At 72.8% G+C, this 19,887-nt stretch carries 20 protein-coding genes; 7 read left to right on the top strand and 13 right to left on the bottom strand.

What is annotated here, in order from left to right; translation table 11 throughout:
- Window positions 1-67 precede the first annotated feature (67 nt).
- The gene (locus ACFQ6X_RS24995; protein ID WP_383184591.1) at window positions 68-613 is read left to right on the top strand and encodes a GNAT family N-acetyltransferase; all 546 of its coding nucleotides are present in this window, start codon (window positions 68-70) and stop codon (window positions 611-613) included.
- An 8-nt stretch (window positions 614-621) separates the two neighbouring features.
- Here the strand turns inward: ACFQ6X_RS24995 and ACFQ6X_RS24990 are convergent, their stop codons facing one another.
- On the bottom strand, window positions 622-1,566 hold the full coding sequence (locus ACFQ6X_RS24990) for a MerR family transcriptional regulator (protein WP_383184590.1): 945 nt from the start codon (window positions 1,564-1,566) through the stop codon (window positions 622-624).
- 94 nt (window positions 1,567-1,660) lie between these two features.
- Here ACFQ6X_RS24990 and ACFQ6X_RS24985 point away from each other — a divergent pair, with 94 nt between their 5' ends.
- Window positions 1,661-3,181, top strand: a complete 1,521-nt coding sequence (locus tag ACFQ6X_RS24985; protein ID WP_383184589.1) for an alpha/beta fold hydrolase — start codon at window positions 1,661-1,663, stop codon at window positions 3,179-3,181.
- Between the two features lie 41 nt (window positions 3,182-3,222).
- Here ACFQ6X_RS24985 and ACFQ6X_RS24980 read toward each other — a convergent pair whose 3' ends face one another.
- From ACFQ6X_RS24980 to ACFQ6X_RS24965, 4 genes are all read right to left on the bottom strand, one after another.
- Window positions 3,223-4,401 (bottom strand): cytochrome P450, encoded by a 1,179-nt coding sequence (locus tag ACFQ6X_RS24980; protein WP_383184588.1) that lies wholly within the window; start codon window positions 4,399-4,401, stop codon window positions 3,223-3,225.
- A gap of 123 nt (window positions 4,402-4,524) precedes the next feature.
- The gene (locus ACFQ6X_RS24975) at window positions 4,525-4,929 is read right to left on the bottom strand and encodes a RidA family protein (RefSeq protein ID WP_383184587.1); all 405 of its coding nucleotides are present in this window, start codon (window positions 4,927-4,929) and stop codon (window positions 4,525-4,527) included.
- On the bottom strand, window positions 4,926-6,053 hold the full coding sequence (locus tag ACFQ6X_RS24970; protein WP_383184586.1) for a mandelate racemase/muconate lactonizing enzyme family protein: 1,128 nt from the start codon (window positions 6,051-6,053) through the stop codon (window positions 4,926-4,928). Before ACFQ6X_RS24970 ends, ACFQ6X_RS24975 begins: the two co-directional genes overlap by 4 nt.
- Before the next feature lie 32 nt (window positions 6,054-6,085).
- Window positions 6,086-6,895 carry a creatininase family protein gene (locus ACFQ6X_RS24965; protein ID WP_383184585.1) on the bottom strand — a complete coding sequence of 270 codons (810 nt, stop codon included), beginning with the start codon at window positions 6,893-6,895 and terminating at the stop codon, window positions 6,086-6,088.
- Between the two features lie 41 nt (window positions 6,896-6,936).
- On the opposite strand from ACFQ6X_RS24965, the gene ACFQ6X_RS24960 reads away from it, so the two are divergent.
- Window positions 6,937-7,893, top strand: a complete 957-nt coding sequence (locus tag ACFQ6X_RS24960; protein WP_383184584.1) for an ROK family protein — start codon at window positions 6,937-6,939, stop codon at window positions 7,891-7,893.
- 8 nt (window positions 7,894-7,901) lie between these two features.
- Here ACFQ6X_RS24960 and ACFQ6X_RS24955 read toward each other — a convergent pair whose 3' ends face one another.
- The 5 genes from ACFQ6X_RS24955 to ACFQ6X_RS24935 are packed head-to-tail and all read right to left on the bottom strand — an operon-like array spanning window position 7,902 to window position 13,015.
- On the bottom strand, window positions 7,902-8,720 hold the full coding sequence (locus ACFQ6X_RS24955; protein ID WP_383184583.1) for an ATP-binding cassette domain-containing protein: 819 nt from the start codon (window positions 8,718-8,720) through the stop codon (window positions 7,902-7,904).
- Window positions 8,717-9,544 carry an ATP-binding cassette domain-containing protein gene (locus ACFQ6X_RS24950; protein WP_383184582.1) on the bottom strand — a complete coding sequence of 276 codons (828 nt, stop codon included), beginning with the start codon at window positions 9,542-9,544 and terminating at the stop codon, window positions 8,717-8,719. The genes ACFQ6X_RS24955 and ACFQ6X_RS24950 overlap by 4 nt, the downstream gene beginning before the upstream one ends.
- On the bottom strand, window positions 9,541-10,446 hold the full coding sequence (locus tag ACFQ6X_RS24945) for an ABC transporter permease (protein ID WP_383184581.1): 906 nt from the start codon (window positions 10,444-10,446) through the stop codon (window positions 9,541-9,543). The genes ACFQ6X_RS24950 and ACFQ6X_RS24945 overlap by 4 nt, the downstream gene beginning before the upstream one ends.
- Entirely contained in the window at window positions 10,443-11,441 is a 999-nt protein-coding gene (locus tag ACFQ6X_RS24940) for an ABC transporter permease (RefSeq protein WP_383184580.1), read from the bottom strand. The genes ACFQ6X_RS24945 and ACFQ6X_RS24940 overlap by 4 nt, the downstream gene beginning before the upstream one ends.
- Window positions 11,441-13,015, bottom strand: a complete 1,575-nt coding sequence (locus tag ACFQ6X_RS24935; RefSeq protein WP_383184579.1) for an ABC transporter substrate-binding protein — start codon at window positions 13,013-13,015, stop codon at window positions 11,441-11,443. Before ACFQ6X_RS24935 ends, ACFQ6X_RS24940 begins: the two co-directional genes overlap by 1 nt.
- A 54-nt stretch (window positions 13,016-13,069) precedes the next feature.
- Between ACFQ6X_RS24935 and ACFQ6X_RS24930 the strand changes: the two genes are divergently transcribed.
- Together ACFQ6X_RS24930 and ACFQ6X_RS24925 are read left to right on the top strand one after the other, a co-directional pair.
- Window positions 13,070-13,966, top strand: a complete 897-nt coding sequence (locus ACFQ6X_RS24930) for an IclR family transcriptional regulator (protein WP_383184578.1) — start codon at window positions 13,070-13,072, stop codon at window positions 13,964-13,966.
- Window positions 13,967-14,094: 128 nt separating this feature from the next.
- Entirely contained in the window at window positions 14,095-15,096 is a 1,002-nt protein-coding gene (locus tag ACFQ6X_RS24925; protein ID WP_383184629.1) for a serine hydrolase domain-containing protein, read from the top strand.
- A gap of 46 nt (window positions 15,097-15,142) precedes the next feature.
- On the opposite strand, the gene ACFQ6X_RS24920 is transcribed toward ACFQ6X_RS24925, so the two are convergent.
- Complete coding sequence (locus tag ACFQ6X_RS24920) at window positions 15,143-15,496, bottom strand: DUF6204 family protein (RefSeq protein WP_383184577.1); 354 nt, start codon at window positions 15,494-15,496, stop codon at window positions 15,143-15,145.
- Window positions 15,497-15,561: 65 nt separating this feature from the next.
- Here ACFQ6X_RS24920 and ACFQ6X_RS24915 point away from each other — a divergent pair, with 65 nt between their 5' ends.
- Both ACFQ6X_RS24915 and ACFQ6X_RS24910 read left to right on the top strand, forming a co-directional pair.
- Entirely contained in the window at window positions 15,562-16,458 is an 897-nt protein-coding gene (locus tag ACFQ6X_RS24915) for an arginase family protein (RefSeq protein ID WP_383184576.1), read from the top strand.
- A gap of 95 nt (window positions 16,459-16,553) precedes the next feature.
- Entirely contained in the window at window positions 16,554-18,530 is a 1,977-nt protein-coding gene (locus ACFQ6X_RS24910) for a DUF5107 domain-containing protein (RefSeq protein ID WP_383184575.1), read from the top strand.
- Window positions 18,531-18,609: 79 nt separating this feature from the next.
- On the opposite strand, the gene ACFQ6X_RS24905 is transcribed toward ACFQ6X_RS24910, so the two are convergent.
- Together ACFQ6X_RS24905 and ACFQ6X_RS24900 are read right to left on the bottom strand one after the other, a co-directional pair.
- A complete protein-coding gene (locus ACFQ6X_RS24905) occupies window positions 18,610-18,963 on the bottom strand; it encodes a VOC family protein (protein WP_329205772.1) in 354 nt (117 codons plus the stop codon).
- Between the two features lie 62 nt (window positions 18,964-19,025).
- Window positions 19,026-19,835: a methyltransferase domain-containing protein gene (locus ACFQ6X_RS24900; RefSeq protein ID WP_383184574.1), complete on the bottom strand. Its 810-nt coding sequence runs from the start codon at window positions 19,833-19,835 to the stop codon at window positions 19,026-19,028.
- Between the last annotated feature and the right edge of the window lie 52 nt (window positions 19,836-19,887).

Genomic DNA, 19,887 nt, shown 5'->3' with positions numbered 1-19,887 from the left:
GGCAGCCGCGAATCCGGTTGCGTCCCGTCGGACCGGCCTGGATGCTGGCCTGCCGGAGGCGGTACGGATGCTCGATGTGGTGGTGAAGGTGTCGGTGCGCGATCTCGTGCGCGCCGACCTGGCGTCGTGCGGGTGGGCAGGGTCCGCACACCACCTGGCCGGTGTCGCGGAGCAACTGGAGCGCGTCCGGCTCGGAGAGGCCGACTACCTCGCGGTGTGCACCGCGACCGGTGTTCCCGTCGCGAAGGGCGGGATCGACTACCGCGTCACGGAGGGGGCCGGCACCCTGTGGCAGCTCGCGGTCCATCCCGCAGTGCAGTCGTGCGGGATCGGCACGCTGCTGGTCGGAGCCGCGGAGCAACGCATCAGGAACCGCGGTTTGCGCCACGCAGAGCTCGGCGTGGAGGAGAGCAACCCCCGGGCGCGCGCGCTGTACGAACGACTGGGCTACGTCGCGTTCGGCCGCCGGCCGGACGCATGGGACGAGCAGGCCCCGGACGGGTCGTTGCGCCGCTACGAAACGATGTGCACCTTGATGCGCAAGGACCTCTTCGCCGGACAGCTTCCGGATGCCGACGGAATGCGCATCGACCGGAACTTCCGCGACCTCTGAACCGCTCGTCAGGCCGCCACGGTGGTCTGCGCGTCCAGTGCCGCGAACAGCCAGTCGTGTGCGGACCCGGGGGTCGGCTCCGGCGGACCGCCCGGAGTGCTGATCACCTCGGTCACCAGCTCCCAGTAGCGGTCGATCCGGGGGTCGGCCGCGAGCTGCCGGGCCAGCCGGCTGCGGAAGGCAGGGGTGTCCCGGGCGCCGTACACACTCGTGTACGCACCCACGAAACTGTCCAGCTCCTCGCCGGCGTACGGTTCCCGGCCGCGGCGCAGCTGTCTGCCCGCAAGCTCGTACGCCTGGGCCAGACCGGCGTACAGCACGGCCGGTCCGTGGGCCCCCGCCGTCCTGTGCGCCTCGGGCCGGGGCTGTTCGGCGCCCGTGCACGGGCGGGTCACGAAGGCGTTCAGCCGGGCGAAGGCCAGGGCCTGGGCCGGTTCCGGGTCGTCGGGCGGCTCAGGGACCGCCGCCTCCAGGAACGCGGCCGTCGCCCGGGCCGGCATCCGCGGCGGCAGCCAGGACCGCCAGAACCGGGCCAGCGGATCCGTGCTCGGCGGGGCGGCCAGGGCGCCGATCAGGGCCAGCCGGTCGGCCCGCTCCCCGGGCGGGCACTCCTGCACCAGCTGCAGCCCCGCCTCCCGCCAGCGCAGGGCCTTGAGCTGGGAGCCGAGTTCGCGAAGCTGCCCGGCGACGGCGTCCTCCAGCACGCTCCCCGCCTCGTCCTCCTCGTCGAGGATGCGGTGCACCTCGCGCACCGGCAGGCCGAGGGCACGCAGGGAGCGGACCAGGCGCAGTCGGCCGAGCGCTTCGGGGCCGTACCGGCGATGCCCGCCGGCACTGCGGGAGGCTTCCGGCAGCAGGCCGCGGTCGGAGTAGAAGCGGACGGCCTTGACGGTGACGCCCGCGCGCTTGGCGAGTTCGCCGATGCTGCACAGGCCGTCGTGCGACGTGAACACTTGAACCTCCCTCAGGGGGAGCTTCTACCGTACCGGCGAGCGCGGCCCGCCGATCGTGGCGGTCCGCCGACAACGGCGCACGGAGGAGAGGCCCATGACTGCATTCATCCTGGTTTCCGGGATGTTCACCGGCCCGCACGTATGGGAGGACACGGCTGGGCACTTGGCTTCGGAGGGCGCCAAGGCGCACGCCGTGACCCTGACGGGACTCGGCGGGCCCCGCGCTGCCGATGCGGCCGGCACCGACCTGGAGACCCACATCGCGGACGTCCTCGCGGTGATCGACTCGGTCGACGCCGCGGGTGGCAGGGAGATCGTGCTGGTCGGCCACGACTACGGCATCCACCCGGCGCTGGGCGCCGCCGACCGGCGGGCGGAGCTGATCGACCGGATCGTCTACCTCGACTCGGGGATGCCGCAGGACGGGGTTCCCGCCCTGGCCGCGGTCCCGGACCAGTCCCTGCGCGAGGAGTTGACGGGGCACGCCGGTACCGACGGGTCCCAGCAGGAGCTGCCCTCCCCGGCCCGCGACGAGTGGCGGCGCTGGGGCAGCACCGCGGGCATTCCCGACGCGGCGCTCGACCGGCTCACCGCCCTGGCAGCGCCGCAGCCGCTGCGCACCCTCCTCCAGCCGCTGCGGCTGACCGGCGCGGCCGCCTCGCTGCCCCTCACCGGGGTGCTGTGCAACGGAAACGGTGCGAGCATCGAACTGATCCAGATGCGGGTGGGCTTCGGTGACCCCGCACTCCAGGCCCTGACCGATCCCCGGGTGACGTTCTTCGAACTCCCCACCGGACACTGGCCGATGCTCTCGCTCCCGGCCGAGCTCGCGGACGTCCTGCTGCGGGCCGCCGTCGGCGGGGGGCACCGGCTGGTGCCTCCCGGCTCCGCGGAGCCGCCCGCGCACCTGCGGCCGTTCCTGCTGGACGTGCCGGACGTCCCCCGTGAGCGGACCGGGAACGTCGACCTGTACCTGCCCGACACCGAAGGCCCCTGGCCGGCCGTGGTGTTCGTGCACGGCGGACCGGTGCCCGCGGAGGCCAGGCCGACGCCACGGGACTGGCCGGGCCTGAGGGGGTACGCCCGGTACGCGGCCGGGCAGGGGGTGATGGGCGTGACCCTCGACCACCGCCTGCACGACCTGGCCGACTACAAGCGCGCCGCCGCGGACGTGGCCGCCGCGGTGGAGCTGGTCCGGGCCGATCCGCGGGTGGACGCGGACCGGGTCGCCCTGTGGTTCCTCTCGGGCGGCGGCCTGATCGCCGCGGACTGGCTGCGCCGGCCTCCGGCGTGGCTGCGCTGCCTGGCGGCCAGTTACCCGATCCTGGCGCCGCTGCCGAACTGGGGGCTGCTGGACAGCCGGTTCCACCCGGTGGACGCGGTGGCCGGCGCGGGCACCCTTCCCGTCGTGGTCACGAGAGTGGGGCGTGAGCTGCCCGAGATCGCCGCCACCGTCGAGGAGTTCCTGACCGCCTCCGCGGAGTGCGGGGCGAACGTCGAGGTCGTCGACGTACCGAACGGCCGCCACTCCTTCGATACCGTCGACCCGACGGAGGAGTCGCGCGAGGCCGTACGCCGCGCGATGCGCTCGGTGCTGGCCCATCTGGGGGCCTGAACCGGACCCGTGCGCCCCGGCGGTGGTCCGAGCGGGAGTGACTAGGTCGAGACCGGAAGCGAGACCAGCCCGCGAACGAGCCGTGTCCGACGCCAACTCAGTTCTGCCGGCGCTACAGCCAGTTGCAGCTGGGGAAAGCGCGTCAGGACAGCGCGCAGGACGATCTCCGCCTCGGCCTTCGCCAGCGGAGCTCCGACACAGCGGTGGATTCCGTGGCCGAACGCGAGGTGGCCGGCGGCATCCCGGTCGGGGTCGAGCCGGTCCGGTACCGGAAACCTCGCCGGGTCGCGGTTGGCTGCCCCGAGGGCGATCAGCACCGGGACGCCGGCGGGGACAGCGGTGTCTCCGAGCACGACGGGTTCCGTGGTGAAACGGAACGTGGACGTGCTGACGGGGGAGTCGAAGCGAAGGAGCTCCTCCAGTGCCTGCGGAATGCGACTCGGGTCCCGGCGCAGCCGTTCCCACTCGGCCGGGTGCTGGAGGAGGGCAAGGGCCGTGTTGCCGAGGAAGTGGGTGGTCGTCTCGTGCCCTGCGACGAGCAGCAGCACGGCCAGGGAGACCAGCTCCTCCTCGCCGAGGCGATCGTCGCCGTCGCGGGCCGCGACGAGGCGGTCCAGGAGCGAACTGCCCGGGCGGAGGCGCTTGGACGCGATGAGGCCGCTCATGTAGTCGGCCATGGCGTGCGAAGCGTCGTCGACACGGTCCGGCCGGCCGGCCGCGAACAGCTCGGCGGACCACCGCTGGATCGCGGGCCGGTCGCCCTCCGGCACACCCAGCAGCTCGCAGATCACGATGACCGGCAGGGGCACGGCGAGTTCGCTGACGAAGTCGACCTGGCCGCCCACCGGCCACCGGTCCAGGAGCTCATCGGTCAGACCGGCGATGAAGGGACGCAGACCGGACACGGCGCCGGTCGTGAACGCACCGGTCACCAGCTTCCGCAGCCGGGTGTGCTGGGGCGGATCAGTGGCCAGCATGCTCTGTGCGACCGCAGGGTGCAGGCGGCGCTGCGACCCCTTGCCCGTGAAGAAGGCCGCCGTGTCCTTCGAGAGGCGGGAGTCACCGAGGGCCTGCCGGGCTTCCGCGTACCCCGTGACCAGGTAACTGCTGCGCCCGCTCGAGCCGACGGGCATCGCCTGCACCGGGCACGTGGAGCGCATGGCCGCGAACGCGGGGTACGGGTCGCGGTGGAAGCCGGGGTCTCCGGTCGGGTCGTTCATGGTGTCAGGCTCCCACCGTGCCCCTCCTCCCCGCTCACGGGTGCGGACGGCCGCCTCCGTCCACTGCGCAGTGGACGGAGGCGTGCGGTGCCGCGCGTATCTGTTCGTGCGCGGGAGCGCGGGTCAGGTGTTCCTGCGCAGCGCCACCACGTCGATCTCCACGAGGATGCCCATCAGCTCGGAGCCGACCGTGGTGCGCACCGGCCGGGGATCGCCGAAGTGCTGCCGGTAGACCTCGTCGAACCCGGCGAAGTCGCGGTGCACGTCCTGGAGATGGACCGTCGCCTTCACCACGTCGTCGAACGTGAGCCCGTCCGCGGCAAGGAGCGCGCTCAGGTTCGCGAGCACCTGGCGGGTCTGCTCCTCGATCGTCCCGCCCAGCTCGCCCGTGACCGGGTCCTGCGGGCCGAAGCCGGAGGTGAACAGGTACGGGCCCGCCGCGATGCCCTGGCTGTATCCGCCGATCGGCGCGGGCGCCGTGGCGGTCGTGACGGCGTGGCGCCCGGGGCGGGAGCTGTCGGTGGTCACTTGGTGAGGTCTCCTTCGCGCGCGTTCACCTCGGCGTAGTGGCGGAGCTTGTCCTCGTCGACGGTGACGCCGAGACCCGGACCGTCCGGCACCCGCAGGCTGCCGTCGGTCAGCGTGAGCGGCTCGATGATGTCGTCCGCGTGGAGGTAGTACATGGAGTCGATGGCGCGCGACAGCACCGGGGTGCTGGCGACCACCGCGAGGTGGGCGGCCGTCGCGATCCCCAGCTCACCACCGCTGTGCAGGTTCATGCCGAGGCCGAACGTCTCGCAGTGTGCGGCCAGCGCCTTCGTCGCGGCGATGCCGCCCCACTTGTAGACGTCGCCGTGGATCACGTCGACCGCGTTGAGGCGCATCGCGGGAGCGAAGTCCTCGAAGCGGACCACGCACATGTTGGTGCACAGCGGGATGCGCACCTTCTGGCGGACCTGGCTCATCCCCTCGATCCCGACGCACGGGTCCTCCAGGTACTCGAGGTCCAGCTCCTCCAGCGCGATCCCGGCGCGTATCGAGTCGGGCACCGACCAGGCGGCGTTCGGGTCCACGCGCAGGCTCACCTCGGGCAGCGCGCCGCGCAGCGCCCGCAGGATCGCCACGTCGCCCCGCACGTCCTTGGTGCCCTTCAGCTTCACGGCCGTGAACCCGCCCTCGGTCACCACCCGTTCGGTGTGCTCGGCCAGCGCACGCGGCAGGTCACCGGCGGGGACACCGGGTGCGTCGGCGCGGGTGATCAGCGCGGTCAGGGGCACCTCGTCGCGCACCGGGCCGCCCAGCAGATCGGTCACCGACTGCCCGGTGGCCTTGCCCATGGCGTCCCAGCAGGCGACGTCGATCGCGGCCAGGGCCGCGTAGCCCAGGTAGCCGTAGAAGAACGGCACCATGTGGTGGCGGCGGTGGAAGGCCTCCAGGGCGAACGGGCTCGTTCCGATCAGGTCCTCGGCGAGGTCGCGGACGATCGCGGCGACCGGGCGGCCCCACATCGTCTCGCCCCAGCCCTCCACGCCGGAGTCCGTCCTGATGCGCACCACGGTGCGCGTCTCCCCGGTCTTGGTCTCGAACGAGCTGGTGAACGGGTTGACCAGCGGCAGATTGACGACGTGGACGTCGACCTCGGTGATCTTCATGAGCGGTTCCTTACGTGTGAAGTGGTGGAGGGTCACGCGAGGGGGCGTGAGGCGGCGTCGAAGGCGAGCACCGCGCGGGCCAGGCCACGGGCCCGCCGGTCGAGCAGGCGCTCGCCGTGTGCGGCGTCGGCGCCGGCCGCGTCGTCGGTGGCGCCGCCCACCCGCTCCCACTCGCCGTGCCGCTCCACGGTCAGACCGGGGTAGGGCGGCTTGTCGAACAGCGGCGGCGGCTCGACCGGCGCGTGGCGGGCGCGCTCAGTACGTACGAGCTCCGGCTGCGCGGCGAGCATCAGCGACGTCTCGAACCAGCCGGCGTGCCCGGGCACCAGCTCGGCCTGCTTCTCGTCCTGCGCGTCGGCGTCCGCCTCGGGCTCGCCGGTGTCGGTGAGCGTCCAGTACGAGCAGGCAGCCGCTGTCACGTCGGCGCGCAGCGCGAACCGCTTGACCGCGAGCCGCATGATCTCGTCGTTGCCGCCGTGTCCGTTGACGACGAGCACCCGCCGGTAGCCGCAGGCGGCCAGCGAGTCGAGGAGCTCGTCGAGGACCAGGCCGAGCACCGGCGCGGACAGGGTCAGCGCCGCCGCGAACAGATGGTGCGGGCTGTGGCCGTACGGCAGCGTCGGCAGCCTCACGAGATCCGGCACATCCACGCCGGTGGCGGCCCGCTCGTCGAGCAGGGCCAGGGCGCGGGAGACCACGGCGTCGGCGAGCATCGTGTCCGTGCCCATCGGCAGGTGCTCGGCGTGCTGCTCCTGCGAACCGATCGGCAGGACGGCGATGGCGCCGGGAGCCGCCGCTCGCGTCTCGCGCCAGGTGGCCTCGGTCAGATTCCGGTGGGTCATGCCGCTGTCTCCCCGGTCGGGGGGCATGACAGAGTCGGCGCATGGCGCATGAACGTATTCCTTTGCGGTTGGTCCCCGATCCGCAGCCGGACGGGCCGGCCGGGCGGGACGTCGGTGTGCTGGGCGCCGTCGAGGTGCTGCCAGGACTGGTGCGTGCCGCGCTGCTCACCCGTGGCGGAGCCGTACGCGAGCGGGTGCAGGCCCGCTTCGACGCGCGCAGCGCCGACCCGGCCGTCGTCGACGCGGCGCTGCGGGAGGCGGCGGCGGTCTTCGCGGGGCAGCCCCTGCTCGGCGTCGGCGTGGCCGCCGCCGGTGTGGTGGACCCCGCGGCGGGCCGGATCATCGAGGCGAACGACGCCCCGGCGCTGCGCGGCTACCCGCTGGCCGACCGGCTCGCGGGGCTGGTGGGCGCGCCGGTGCGGATCGAGCACCGGGCACGCGTGCAGGTGCTCGGCGACCGCTGGTTCGGTGCCGGGCGGGGCCGCCGCTCGTTCGCCTCCGTCGCGACCGGTGAGGTCCTCGGCGTCGGCATCCTCTACGCGGGGGAGGTGCTCGCACCGGCCGGCGGACGCAGCGGCGCCCATATGACGGTCACCGCGAGCGGCGAGGTGTGCACATGCGGACGGCGCGGCTGCTGGAAGACCGTGGCGACGACCCGCTGGCTGCGCGAGCGCGCCGCCGAGCACGGTCTCGCTCCCGGGGCGGCCACGCTGGCGGCCCTGACGGCGTCCGACGCCCCGGCCGCCGGTGATCTCGTCGCGCGGTACGCGGAGAACCTGGTGCTCGGCCTCGCCACCGTCCAGCAGCTCTTCGCGTGCGGCTTGTTCGTGCTGCACGGCGAGGCCCTCGACGGTGGTGAACCCTTCCGGGCGATGATCGAGTCCCGGTTGCGCGCCGATGTCCTCGGTGGTGGCGAGGCTCCCACCGTGGTCCTCGGCGAGGCCGCGGACACCGGCGCACTGCTCGGGGCGGCCGGCCTGGTCCTGTCGGGGGTCTAGCCCGGGATTCATGCCGGGACGCCCCGCAGGATCCGGCGGCCGGGGTCGGGGACCGGCACGGCGTCCAGGAGCTGCCGGGTGTAGGCGTCCTCGGGGGCGGTGAACACCTGGTCGGCGGTGCCGGACTCGACGATGCGGCCCTGCCGCATCACAGCCACCCGGTCGGCGATCTGACGGACGACGGCCAGGTTGTGCGAGATGAAGAAGTAGGTCAGGCCGAGGCGACCCTGGAGTTCGGCGAGCAGGTCGAGGACGCGGGCCTGCACGGACACGTCGAGCGCGCTCGTCGGCTCGTCGAGCACGACCAGGCGCGGCTCCAGGGCCAGTGCCCGCGCGATGGAGATGCGCTGGCGCTGCCCGCCGGAGAACTCGTGCGGATACCGGTCCAGGATGCTCGCGTCCAGACCGACGGAGTCGAGGAGTTCGCCGGCCCGGTCACGCACCTTGGCCCTGCCGCGCCGCCCGCGCGCCCATTCCTCGTGGGTGACGAGCGGCTCCCCGACGATGTCGGCGATCCGCAGCCGCGGATTCATGCTGGAGTAGGGGTCCTGGAGCACGACCTGCATCTGCCGGCGCAGCGGCCGCAGCGTGGAGCCCTTCAGCGCCAGCAGGTCCGTGCCGTCGAACCGCACGCTGCCCGCGGTGGGTTCGAGCAGCCGGAGCAGCAGCCGGGTCAGCGTCGTCTTGCCGCAGCCCGACTCGCCGACCAGGGCGAAGGTCTCGCCCTCCCGGACGGTGAGGGAGACGTCGTCGACGGCGACGCTCGGCGGGCGGCCGGGGAACTCCTTGCGCAGGCCGTCGATCTCCAGCAGCGGGTTCGTGGTCATGCGACGGGCTCCAGTCGGGGAGTGGCGGCCAGCAGATCGCGTGTGTACGAGGCGGTGGGGCGCGTGAAGACCTGGTCCACATCGCCGGTCTCGACGACCTCGCCGTGCCGCATGACGACGACACGGTCGGCGGTCTCGGCGACGACGCCCAGGTCGTGGGTGATCAGCAGGACGGCCATGCCGTGGCGTTGCTGGAGCCGAACGAGGAGCTCCAGGATCTGCCGCTGCACGGTCACGTCGAGCGCGGTGGTGGGCTCGTCGGCGATGAGGACGCGGGGCCGTGCCACGAGCGCGGAGGCGATCATGACGCGCTGGCGCAGGCCCCCGGACAGTTCGTGCGGGTACTGGCGGTAGCGCCGTTCGGGGTCGGGGATGCCGACCTCGTCCAGAGCGGTCAGCGCCGCCCGGCGGGCTTCGGCGCGGGTGTGGTCCCCGTGCAGCCGCAGCACCTCGGCGACCTGGTCGCCCACCCGCTGCAACGGGTCGAGGCTGGTCATCGGGTCCTGGAAGACCATGGATATCTGGGCGCCGCGAACCTTGCGCAACTCCTTCTCGCGCAGGGCGAGTACGTCCTTCCCGTCGAGCAGCACGTGGCCGCCCGCGTACACGCACGGGGGTTCGGGGTTGAGGCGCAGCGCGGACAGGGCGGTGGCCGACTTGCCGCTGCCGGACTCGCCCACGACGGCGAGGGTCTCGCCGGCGGTGACCGAGAGGTTCACCCCGCGTACCGCGTGCACGGTCGAGGAGGCGAGCTCGAAGTCGACACGCAGGTCCCGGAATTCGAGGACGGGCGCGGACGGTGTGGTCTGTGCGGAGTCGGTCATCGGCGGTACGCCTTCGGGTCCGCGACGTCGCGCAGCGCGTCGCCCAGGATGTTGATGGACAGCGAGGTGAGCATGAGCGCGATGCCGGGGAAGACGGCGATCCACCAGGACGTGCCGAGGTAGAGCTGTCCGTCGGCGAGCATGCCGCCCCAGGTCACTGTCTCCTTCGGAACTCCGAGGCCCAGGTAGCTCAGCGACGCCTCGGCGACGACGGCCGACGCGATGTGCAGGGTGCCGATGGTGGCCAGCGGTGCCATGACGTTGGGCAGCAGGTGCCGCCGCATGATCGCCAGGTCGCCGACGCCGATCGCGCGGGCCTCGGTGATGAAGTCGCGGGTGCGCAGCGACAGCACCTCGGAACGCACCACTCGGGCGTACGACACCCAGCCCGTGAGGCCGATCACGAGAATCACGTAACCGAGGCCCGAGCCGACGAAGCCGACCACGGCGAGCGCCAGCAGGATCGCCGGGAAGGCGAGTTGGACGTCGGCGACCCGCATCACGACACGGTCGGTCCAGCCGCCGAGGTAGCCGGAGGCGAGGCCCGCGACGGTGCCGATGACGCCGGCGAGAAGGGCGGCGCCGGCGCCGACGAGCAGGGAGACCCGGGTGCCGTACACGACGCGTGAGAGCAGGTCGCGGCCGAGCTGGTCGGTGCCGAGGAGATGGTCCGTGCTGCCGCCGGGCTGCCAGGCGGGGGGCCGGAGCCGGGCGAGGAGGTTCTGGGCGCCCGGGTCGGCGGGAGCGATCAGGGGTGCGCACAGCGCGCACACGACGATCAGCAGGAGGAAGACGAGCGCGATCGCGGCGATGCGGTTACGCAGCAGTGAGCGCAGGACGGAGGGCCGGGTCGAGGCGGGGGCGGTGGCGGCAAGGGTGGCCGCGGGGGCGGTGGTGGTCATCGGGAGTTCCTCACCCTCGGGTCGAGGAGGCCGTAGGACAGGTCCACGAGCAGGTTCACCACGACGAACGTGGCGGCGAACAGCAGCACGGCGCCCTGTACCAGGGGGAAGTCGCGGTTGGCGATGGCCTGCACGGTCAGCTGGCCGACACCCGGCCAGGAGAAGACCTGCTCGGTGAGGATCGCGCCGCCGAGCAGGCTGCCGACCTCCAGGCCGACGACCGTCACCACGGGCAGCGACGCGTTGCGCATGCCGTGCCGCAGCACGGTGCGCACCGGGCCGAGGCCCCGGGCGCGGGCCGTGCGGATGTGGTCGGAGCCGAGCACGTCGATCAGCGAGGAGCGCAGCAGCCGCGCGACGACGGCGACCGAGTAGACGGCCAGGGTGATCGACGGCAGGACGAGATGGGCGAAGGTGCCGTACCCGGAGGCGGGCAGGGCGTGCAGACCGACCGCGAACACGAGGATGAGCAGGATGCCCACCCAGAAGGCGGGTGTCGACTGGCCGATCAGGACCACCGTGATGACACCGCGGTCGGCGGCCTTCCCGCGTCGCATCGCCGCGATCGTGCCGGCGGGCAGCGCGATCACGAGCGTCACCACGAGGGCGCCCGCCGCGAGCAGCAGGGTCGCCGGGATGCGGTCGGCGAGGACCGCGCGGACCGGCTGGTCGTAGAAGAGGGAGTTGCCGAAGTCGAAGCGCGGCAGGCCCCACAGGTAGTCGAGATACTGCGTGAGGAGCGGCCGGTCCAGGCCCAGGCTGTGCCGCAGCACGTTCTCCTGCTGGGCGGTGGCGTCCGGCGGCAGCATCACCTTCACCGGGTCGCCGGACAGCCGCACCAGGAAGAACGCGACGGTGGCGGTGCACAACAGGACCAGCAGCGCGGTGCCCAGGCGGGCGGCGGCAGGCCGCAGCACGTCCCAGGCCCGGCTGTGTCCGGCGACGGGGGCGGCCGGTCCGGTGGGGGCGGTGGGCGCGGTCAGGGTCGGGCTCATCACGCGGCCACCTTCGCGCTCGCCATGTCCAGCACTCCGGCGGCGCCGGGTGTCCAGCTCGGCCGGGTGTTGTGCACGTAGATGTTGTCGATCTGGTAGAGGGGCACGAACGGCGCCTCGTCCTTGATCAGTTGCTGCAGGTCGGAGAAGGCGCGGCGGCGCACGGCCGGATCCACGGACAACTCCTCGCGGTCCACGAGCAGGTCGGCGCGCTTGTGGTGCCAGCGGCTCTGCCGGCGGTCGCTGCGCACGTTCGACTGGAGCATGCTCTCGCCGTCCATGGTCCAGACGGTGGACGCGGCCAGGTAGATCGGGCCGAGCGCGCCGTGGTTGGTGGAGGTCAGGCGCTGGGAGTAGGTGCCCGGGTCGAGCAGGTTCACCCTGGCGCGGATGCCGGCGCGGGCCAGCAGGCCCGAGATCGCCTCGGCGACGTTCGCGTCCAGATTGGATGCGGTGATCGCGGTGCTGATGCCGTCGGGATGCCCGGCCTCGGCCAGCAGTGCGCGGGCCTTGGCCAGGGAACGCTCGAAGGGCTTCACGGACTCGTCGAAACCGAACGCGCCGCGCGGGATCATCGCCGGGACCTCGGTGGCGTTGCCACCGAGCACCGCCTTGATGAGCAGGGGTACGTCGACGGCGTGGTTGAGCGCCTGGCGCACGCGCCGGTCGCGCAGCGGTCCTTCGGTGAGGGTGTCGAGCGACAGGTACGAGGTGCGGATGCCGGTGTGGTGGTCGATACGCACGCCCGGGTATCCGGCCAGCTGCTCGGCGGCGTCCGGGGTCATGCCCGCCACGATGTCGACGCCGCCGCTCTGCAGGGCGGCCAGCGCGGACGACGAGTTGGGGGCGGGCACGAAGACCAGTTCGTCGACGTGCGGGCGGCCCTGCCAGTGCTTGTCGTAGGCGGCGAGGCGCAGTTCGTGGTCGCGCTGCCACCGCCGGAACGTGAACGGCCCGGTGCCCACCGGGTGCGCGGCGAAGCCCTCGTCGCCGACCTCGGCCAGGTAGCGCGGGGGCACCACGACGCCGCCGAACAGGGACAGCTTCGCGGGCAGGATCGGGTCGTGCACCGAGGTGTGCACGTCCACCGTGTACCGGTCGACCACGCTGACGTCCACGACGTAACGCAGCTCCACGATGGGTGACTTCGTGGCGGGGGCGAGCAGCCGCTCGATGCTGAAACGGACGGCTTCGGCGTCGCAGGGCTCACCGTTGTGGAAGGTGACGCCGCGCCGCAGCTCGAACCGCCACACCGTCGGCTCGACGGCCTTCCAGGACAAGGCGATCCGCGGCTGGAGGGTGTTGTCGCGGGCCCTCGTGGTGAGTGTGTCGAAGATGTTGATCAGGGCGTTCATCGACGTCATGTCACCCTGCTTGTGCGGGTCCATCGTCTTGGGATCCCCGGTCTGGGAGACCCGCAGCACGTTGCCCGCGGAGGCCGCCGAGGGTGCGCCGCACCCGCTCAACAGGGCCGGGACTGCAAGGGCGGGCACCGCGAGACCACTCAGGCGCAGCGCCGAACGGCGGGAGCAGCCGACGTGCGGGCCGCCTCCCCCTTCACGTATTCGTTCCATTGGGCAACACACTCGTTCCGGTGAATGGAATGCAGTTCGGGTAAGGTAGGCCACATGGGGAATCCGGTCAACAGTCGTTCGCAGAAGCAGACCTCCGCAGGAGTGGCTACCGCCGCGTCCGACGGCCCGGGAGCGAGTGCCTCGTCGCTCGCGCCCGGACCGGTGGACAAGGCCATGGAGGTTCTGGCGGCCCTCGCCCGGTCCGGGGCGCCGCACCGTCTCGCAGACCTCGCCCGTCACACGGGACTCGCGAAACCCACCGTGCACCGCCTGCTGCGCGCCTTCGCCGCGACGGGTTACGCCGAACCCGACACGGGCGGCAGCTATCGTCCGGGGCCACGGCTCCTCGGACTCGCGGCGAGCCTCCTCGCCGACGACGCCGCGATGCGCCGTGTCGGCCCCGTCCTCGATGAACTGCGCACCCGCACGGGCCTGTTCGCCTCCTACGCGGTGCGGGACGACCGTACGGTGATCCACCTGGACGTCCGTCCGCCCGTCCAGGGACTCGGCCTCGACCTGAGCCCCGGCTTCCGCGAACCGGTGACCGCGGGCGCGGCAGGCCTCGCCCTGCTCGCCGCCCTGCCGGCCGAGGAGAGGGAATCCTTGTGGACCGGCCCCGACGGAGTGCCCGCCGACGACGCGGCCCTGGCCGCCGCGGCCCGCGACGGCTACGCCTTCGACGGCACCGATGCCTGGCTCGACCGGCGCGCACTCGCCGCCCCGGTGCGCGACGCGACGGGCCGCGCGGTGGGTGTCCTCGTGCTGACCGGCCTGGCCTTCACCCTCGATGACGCGGCCGCGCAGCTGTACGGGCCGATGGTGCGTTCCGCCGCCGCCGCGGTGTCGGCGAGCCTGGCCGCACAGCCCGGCGTACGGCTCGGACTGGCCGCGGACCCGGGGCGCACCGCGAGGAGTACGGGCGGAGCCGAAGGGGAGGGGGAGAAGCGATGAACGCTTTCCGGCAGACGCCGTCGATCGTCGGCGGCCGCGCGACGGCCACCGGTGCGAGCGGCACGGGGCCCGACGCGACCGGGCCCGACGCGACCGGCTCCGCGCACCACGCGGCCGCCCGCCGCCGGATGCTGGAGGACGGCCGGGCACGCGGCCTCTACTCGGGCGCCGCCTGGTCGCTGGGCGACGCGGCAGGCCCGTACGACCGGGGCTGGACCGGCACCCGCGCCCTCGACGGGCCGGCTCTGGACGGCCATGACCTGTGGGACCTCGCGTCCGTGACCAAGCCGATCGTCGGCCTCGTCGTCATGGCTCTCGTCGACCGCGGCGTCCTCGGCCTCGACGACACCGTGGGACACCACCTCGTCCGCTACGCCGACAGTCCGCACGCCGCCCGTACGGTCGCCCAACTCCTCGACCACACCTCAGGGCTGCCCGGCGGCGTCCGCCTCTACCGCGACCACCCCACCCGCGAGTCCCTGCTCACGGCGCTCGGCCCACTGCCGCGCACCGCCGAGCCCGGCACCCACGTCACCTACTCCTCGCAAGGGTTCATGCTGCTCGGCCTCATCGCCGAACAGGCCACGGGCCGGGGCCTGGACCAGCTGACGGCCGACCTCGTCAGCGCTCCTCTGGGCCTGACCGACACCCGCTTCCGGCCGGAAAGCGCCGACCGCGCACGCGCGGTGGCCACCGAAGCCTGCCCCTGGCGCGGTCGGACCGTCGTCGGTGAGGTGCACGACGAGAACGCCGTCGTACTCGGCGGCGTCGCCGGGCACGCGGGCCTCTTCTCCACCCTCGCGGACATGGAACGCCTCGCCCTCTGCCTGCTCGGCGGCGGTACACCACTTCTGGAACCGGACACCCTCACCCTGATGACGGCCCCCCGCACGGACCACCTCAACCTGCGCCGCGCACTGGCCTGGCAGGGGCAGGACCCGGTCGGTTCGCCGGTGGGCGACACCTTCGGGCCGGCCTCGTACGGCCACACGGGCTTCACCGGCACCAGCCTGTGGCTCGACCCGGCGGCCGGCCGCTACGCGGTCCTGCTCACGAACCGCGTCCATCCCGGCCGCGAGGAGCGCGGGTTCGCGGCGCTGCGGCGGGCCTTCCACACGATCGGCGGATGACCGGGGGACCGTCCGGGCCGGCGGCCGTGCCACCGGCCGTCGGCCGTCACGCCGCCCCCGGACCCCGCCGCCCCTTGTAGTTGATCTTCATCGTGTCCATGTCCGTCGCGGTGGAGCGCAGCACCCCGTGGCCGTGACCCCGCGCCGCGAGCTGCGTCTGCGCACGGTCCTCGGCGATCGCCACCGCCATCTCCTCACCGTCCGCGGCATCCGAGACGACCACGTAGCGGAAGCTGAAGTGCTTCAGGGCGGAGTCATAGGTGAGGCTTCCCTCCTCGGTGAACTGCATCCCCGTCAGCCCGTGCTCCGGCGCCTCGGACAGCAACCGTTCCCGGTCCGTGTCCGTCAGGCCCTCCCAGGTGCCCCGCACGATCACCCGGTACGTGTGCTGCGTGTCCATCGTCCTGCCTGCCCTCTGCTCGAAAACCGTTGAGGACGAAGGCTACGGCGGTGAGGATGGAGCGCATGCGGAATATCGTGGTCCTCGACGCCCCTTCCAACCTGGGGCTCCGGCCCCCGGCGCCGGGCACCGTGCCCGGCTGCTACAAGCTGGCCGGCGCGTTGCGTGAGCAGCGGATCGTGCAGCGCCTCGGGGCGTTCGAGGGTGGTGTCGTCGTACCGCCGCGCTACGACCTCGGCGACTGGCAGGAGGGCGACGGGGTCTTCAACGCGGCGGCCATCGCCCGCTACACCCGCACCCTGGCCGACCGTATCGAGGGCCACGTGAGAGCCGGTGAGTTCCCGCTCGTGCTCGGGGGCGACTGCTCCGTCCAGCTCGGCGCGACCCTCGCCCTGCGCCGCATCGGGCGGTACGGACTCGCCGCCGTCGACGGCTCCGCGGACTTCCGCCACCCGGGAAACAGCACCCGTATCGGCGCCGCCGCCGGGGAGGAACTCGCGCTCGCCACCGGGCGCGGGCAGGCCGACCTCACCGACCTGGAAGGGCTCGGGCCCTATCTCAGGGACGAGGACATCCGGCTCTTCGGGATGCGCGACCACGACGAGGACCGTGCCGACATGACCGCGCTGAAGATCTCCAACGCCACCGTCGGGGAGCTCCGGGAATGGGGCGTCGCCGAACTCGCGAACGGTGTGCTGCAGAGTCTGGAGATCCCCCTCCTCGACGGCTTCTGGGTGCACCTCGACGCCGATGTCCTCGATCCGAGCGTGATGCCCGCCGTCGACAGCCCCGACGACGGCGGGCTGTTCCCCGACGAACTCGCGACGCTGCTCCGGATCCTGGTCCGCTCGCCGCGCTGCGCCGGGCTCAACGTCACGGTCTACGACCCGGATCTCGACCCCGACGCCACCGCGGGCGCCCTGCTCACCGACCTGGTCGTCGCGGCCTTTGCCGAAGACTGACACCTCGACCCCCTGGCCGGGGCGCCGTCCAGCGTGTTCCATGGTCATCGGGGGGCGCCCGGACCTGTGGCGGCCCGCGAGGGAGCGAGGTTGTCTTGGCCACGACCGTACGACGTGCCGTACTTACCCTGCCCGCAGCACCGACAGGGCCGGAGAACCCACTGGCCGCGCTGCGGCCACTCGACGAGATGCACGCCGTCGGCAGCCGCGAACGGGACGGTCTGCCCCGGGACATGGCGCGGCAGCTCGGGCACGAGCCGCTGCGCACCGTCCTACCGGTCCGGATTCTCGACGGGTACGGCCGTGACCGCACGCCCACCGCCCTGGACGCGATCGTCATCGAGAACGACCGGCTGCGCGCCACCGTCCTGCCAGGACTGGGGGGCCGTATCCACTCCCTCCACCACAAGCCGACCGGCCGCGAGCTCGTGTACCGCAACCCGGTCCTGCAGCCCGCGGACTTCGCGCTCAACGGCGCCTGGTTCTCCGGCGGCATCGAGTGGAACATCGGCGCGACCGGACACACCACCCTGTCCTGCGCCCCGGTCCACGCCGCCCTCGTCACGGCCCCCGACGGGGGAGACATGCTCCGGCTCTGGGAGTGGGAACGCCTGCGCGACCTGCCCTACCAGGTGGACCTGTGGCTGCCCGAGGACTCCGACTTCCTGTACGTCGGCGTGCGCGTACGCAACCCGCACGAGCATCCCGCGCCCGTCTACTGGTGGTCCAACATCGCCGTCCCCGAGGACGAGCACACCCGCGTCCTGGCCCCCGCCGACGAAGCCTGGCACTTCGGCTACGAGCACACCCTGAACAGGGTCCCCGTCCCGGAGACCGACGGCACCGACCGCACGTACCCCCTGCGCAGCGAATACCCCGCCGACTACTTCTACGAGGTCCCCGACGGCGCCCGGCGCTGGATCGCCTCTCTCGACGGGGACGGCCACGGACTCGTCCAGACCTCCACCGACGTCCTGCGCGGCCGGAAGCTCTTCCTCTGGGGCAGCGGCACCGGCGGACGTCGCTGGCAGCGGTGGCTGACCGAGCCCGGCACGGGCGGGTACGCCGAGATCCAGGCCGGGCTCGCCCGTACCCAGCTGGAGCACGTCCCCCTCGAAGCGGGCGCCGAGTTCAGCTGGCTCGAGGCCTACGGTCCGCTGTCCGCGGACCCGGCCGCCGTGCACGGCGACGACTGGGCGGCGGCCCGGGCCGAGACCGAGCGGCAGCTTGCCCGTGCCCTGCCGCGTGCCGACGTGGACGGCGCGTACGAGGCGTGGCGCCGCTGCGCCGACACCGAACCGGGCGAGGTGCTCGCCACCGGCTCCGGCTGGGGCGCGCTGGAGGTCCGGCGCGCCGGGTACAAGCTTCCCGGTACGCCCTTCGACCGGTCCACGCTCGGTGAACAGCAGGCTCCTTGGCTGGAGTTGCTGGAGCAGGGCACCTTCCCGCAACCACTGCGGGTCGCTCCGCCCGGACCGTCCCTGGTCTCCCCGCACTGGCGCGACATGCTGGAGACGGCCCCCGCCGAACCCCTCACCGAATACCACCTGGGCATCGCGCAGTGGCACGCCGACGACCGGGCCCAGGCCGTGCGCAGCTGGGAGCGCGGGCTCCCGCTCGCGCCGTCCCGCTGGCCCCTGCTGCGCTGTCTCGCCGTGGCGGCCCGGGAGAGCGGCCAGAGTGAACGGGCCGCCGACCACTACACCGAAGCCTTCGACGACCTGTGCGCGGAGCGCCGGGACGACGGCGAGACCTGGACGGCGGCGACGTCCGCCCTCGGCCGTGAGGCCATCGAGGCACTGCTGACGGCCGACCGCACCGCCGCGGCCCGCACGGTGCTCGAAAGCCTGCGGCCGGAGATCCGGGCACGGGGCCGCTTCCGGCTGCTGGAGGCCCGGCTCCTGCTGGCCGAAGGGGACACCGCGGCCGTGCGCGCGGTCTTCGACGCCGGCTTCGAGGTCGCCGACCTGCGGGAAGGGGCCGAGATCCTGGAGGAGATCTGGCGCTCCGTCACCGACGACCCGCTGCCGGACGTCTACGACTTCAGGATGCGCCGGCGCCCCCTGCGTTGAGACCCTGATCGCCGAGGACAACGGCGATCGCGCGTGATCCGGCCGATGACGCCACCCGGCGTTCATCGGCCGATCCGCGTCAGGCGGACACGTTGCGGTCCACGTACTCGAAGACCGAGCCGTCCGGGTGCAGGGCGATCAGATTGCGGCCGGCCGGGGTGGGGACCGGGCCCGCGACGATCCGCGCCCCGACCCGGGTCAGGGCCGCATGGGCCTCGTCGACATCCTTGACCGCGATGGTCGCCGACACCTTGCGCAGAATCTCCAGCTCCGACTCCGGGCCGCTCATCAGCAAGAAGCAGCCGATCGCGGCGACCGAGACCCCGCCACGCTCGAAGCGCAGCGCCGGAGTACTGGTGAGGCCCTCGTAGAAGGCCACCGAGGCCTCCAGGTCGTCGACGCAGATTCGCAGCGTGGTTCCCAGGATTTCCATGCCCACGAGGGTAGTCGGCGGCCGGACGGCATGTGATCGAATCCGCCCGGCAGCGCGGTCGGTCAGGGCCGGCAGAGCACCTCGCCGTGCGGCACCATGAACCACCCGTCGGGCTCCTCGCCCCACGCGCGCCAGGCCGCCGCGACGGCCGTCAGCTGTTCGGCGCCGGCATGTCCGCCGTCCACGGCCAGTTTCGCATACACCGACGCCGTCGTACGGTCCGCCCACAGGCCGCTCCACCAGGCGCGGTTCTCCGGGGTGGCGAAGCACCAGGCCGCCGCGGTGGGGGTGATGTCGGTGAACCCGGCCTGCCGGGCCCAGGACAGCAGCCTGCGTCCGGCGTCGGGCTCGCCCCCGTTGGCGCGCGCCACCCGGCCGTACAGCTCCTGCCACTGCGCCATGCCCGGCACTTCCGGGTACCAGGTCATCGCCGCGTAGTCGCTGTCGCGCGCCGCGACCACGCCGCCGGGCCGGCACACCCGCCGCATTTCGCGCAGTGCCTGCACCGGGTCGCCCACGTGCTGGAGCACCTGGTGGGCGTGGACCACATCGAAGGAGTCGTCGGGGAAGTCCAGCGCGTGCACATCGGCCGTGGCGAACTCGATGTTCTCCAGGCCGCGTTCGGCCGCCGTCGCGGCTGCCCGGTCGAGGATGTCGCGGCCCGTGTCGACAGCGGTCACCCGGCCCGGGGCGACCAGCGCCGCCAGATCGGCGGTGATGGTGCCCGGACCGCAGCCCACGTCCAGCACCGCCTGGCCCGGGCGGAGTTCACCGATGAGGTAGGCCGCCGAGTTGGCCGCGGTCCGCCATTGGTGCGAGCGCAGCACCGACTCGTGGTGACCGTGGGTGTACACGGCGGTCTCCTTGGGCATGGCGGTACGTCCTCTCTGGGGACTTCGCAAGCGGTAGGGCAACGGTACGCCG

This window comes from Streptomyces sp. NPDC056452, from assembly GCF_042796085.1.
In the GTDB taxonomy this organism is placed as follows: domain Bacteria; phylum Actinomycetota; class Actinomycetes; order Streptomycetales; family Streptomycetaceae; genus Streptomyces.
The sequence above is the reverse complement of the archived record's forward strand: the minus strand, read 5'-3'. Positions and strand labels throughout refer to the sequence as shown.

Excerpts from the sequence above, each read along its gene's own strand:
- ACFQ6X_RS24980 (WP_383184588.1), bottom strand. The coding sequence starts at position 4,401 with ATGAACGACCCGACCGGAGACCCCGGCTTCCACCGCGACCCGTACCCC.
- ACFQ6X_RS24985 (WP_383184589.1), top strand. The coding sequence starts at position 1,661 with ATGACTGCATTCATCCTGGTTTCCGGGATGTTCACCGGCCCGCACGTA.
- ACFQ6X_RS24925 (WP_383184629.1), top strand. The coding sequence starts at position 14,095 with ATGCTGGAGGACGGCCGGGCACGCGGCCTCTACTCGGGCGCCGCCTGG.
- ACFQ6X_RS24905 (WP_329205772.1), bottom strand. The coding sequence starts at position 18,963 with ATGGAAATCCTGGGAACCACGCTGCGAATCTGCGTCGACGACCTGGAG.
- ACFQ6X_RS24920 (WP_383184577.1), bottom strand. The coding sequence starts at position 15,496 with ATGGACACGCAGCACACGTACCGGGTGATCGTGCGGGGCACCTGGGAG.
- ACFQ6X_RS24935 (WP_383184579.1), bottom strand. The coding sequence starts at position 13,015 with ATGGAACGAATACGTGAAGGGGGAGGCGGCCCGCACGTCGGCTGCTCC.
- ACFQ6X_RS24950 (WP_383184582.1), bottom strand. The coding sequence starts at position 9,544 with ATGACCGACTCCGCACAGACCACACCGTCCGCGCCCGTCCTCGAATTC.
- ACFQ6X_RS24940 (WP_383184580.1), bottom strand. The coding sequence starts at position 11,441 with ATGAGCCCGACCCTGACCGCGCCCACCGCCCCCACCGGACCGGCCGCC.
- ACFQ6X_RS24945 (WP_383184581.1), bottom strand. The coding sequence starts at position 10,446 with ATGACCACCACCGCCCCCGCGGCCACCCTTGCCGCCACCGCCCCCGCC.
- ACFQ6X_RS24915 (WP_383184576.1), top strand. The coding sequence starts at position 15,562 with ATGCGGAATATCGTGGTCCTCGACGCCCCTTCCAACCTGGGGCTCCGG.
- ACFQ6X_RS24960 (WP_383184584.1), top strand. The coding sequence starts at position 6,937 with ATGGCGCATGAACGTATTCCTTTGCGGTTGGTCCCCGATCCGCAGCCG.
- ACFQ6X_RS24965 (WP_383184585.1), bottom strand. The coding sequence starts at position 6,895 with ATGACCCACCGGAATCTGACCGAGGCCACCTGGCGCGAGACGCGAGCG.
- ACFQ6X_RS24970 (WP_383184586.1), bottom strand. The coding sequence starts at position 6,053 with ATGAAGATCACCGAGGTCGACGTCCACGTCGTCAATCTGCCGCTGGTC.
- ACFQ6X_RS24900 (WP_383184574.1), bottom strand. The coding sequence starts at position 19,835 with ATGCCCAAGGAGACCGCCGTGTACACCCACGGTCACCACGAGTCGGTG.
- ACFQ6X_RS24995 (WP_383184591.1), top strand. The coding sequence starts at position 68 with ATGCTCGATGTGGTGGTGAAGGTGTCGGTGCGCGATCTCGTGCGCGCC.
- ACFQ6X_RS24930 (WP_383184578.1), top strand. The coding sequence starts at position 13,070 with ATGGGGAATCCGGTCAACAGTCGTTCGCAGAAGCAGACCTCCGCAGGA.
- ACFQ6X_RS24955 (WP_383184583.1), bottom strand. The coding sequence starts at position 8,720 with ATGACCACGAACCCGCTGCTGGAGATCGACGGCCTGCGCAAGGAGTTC.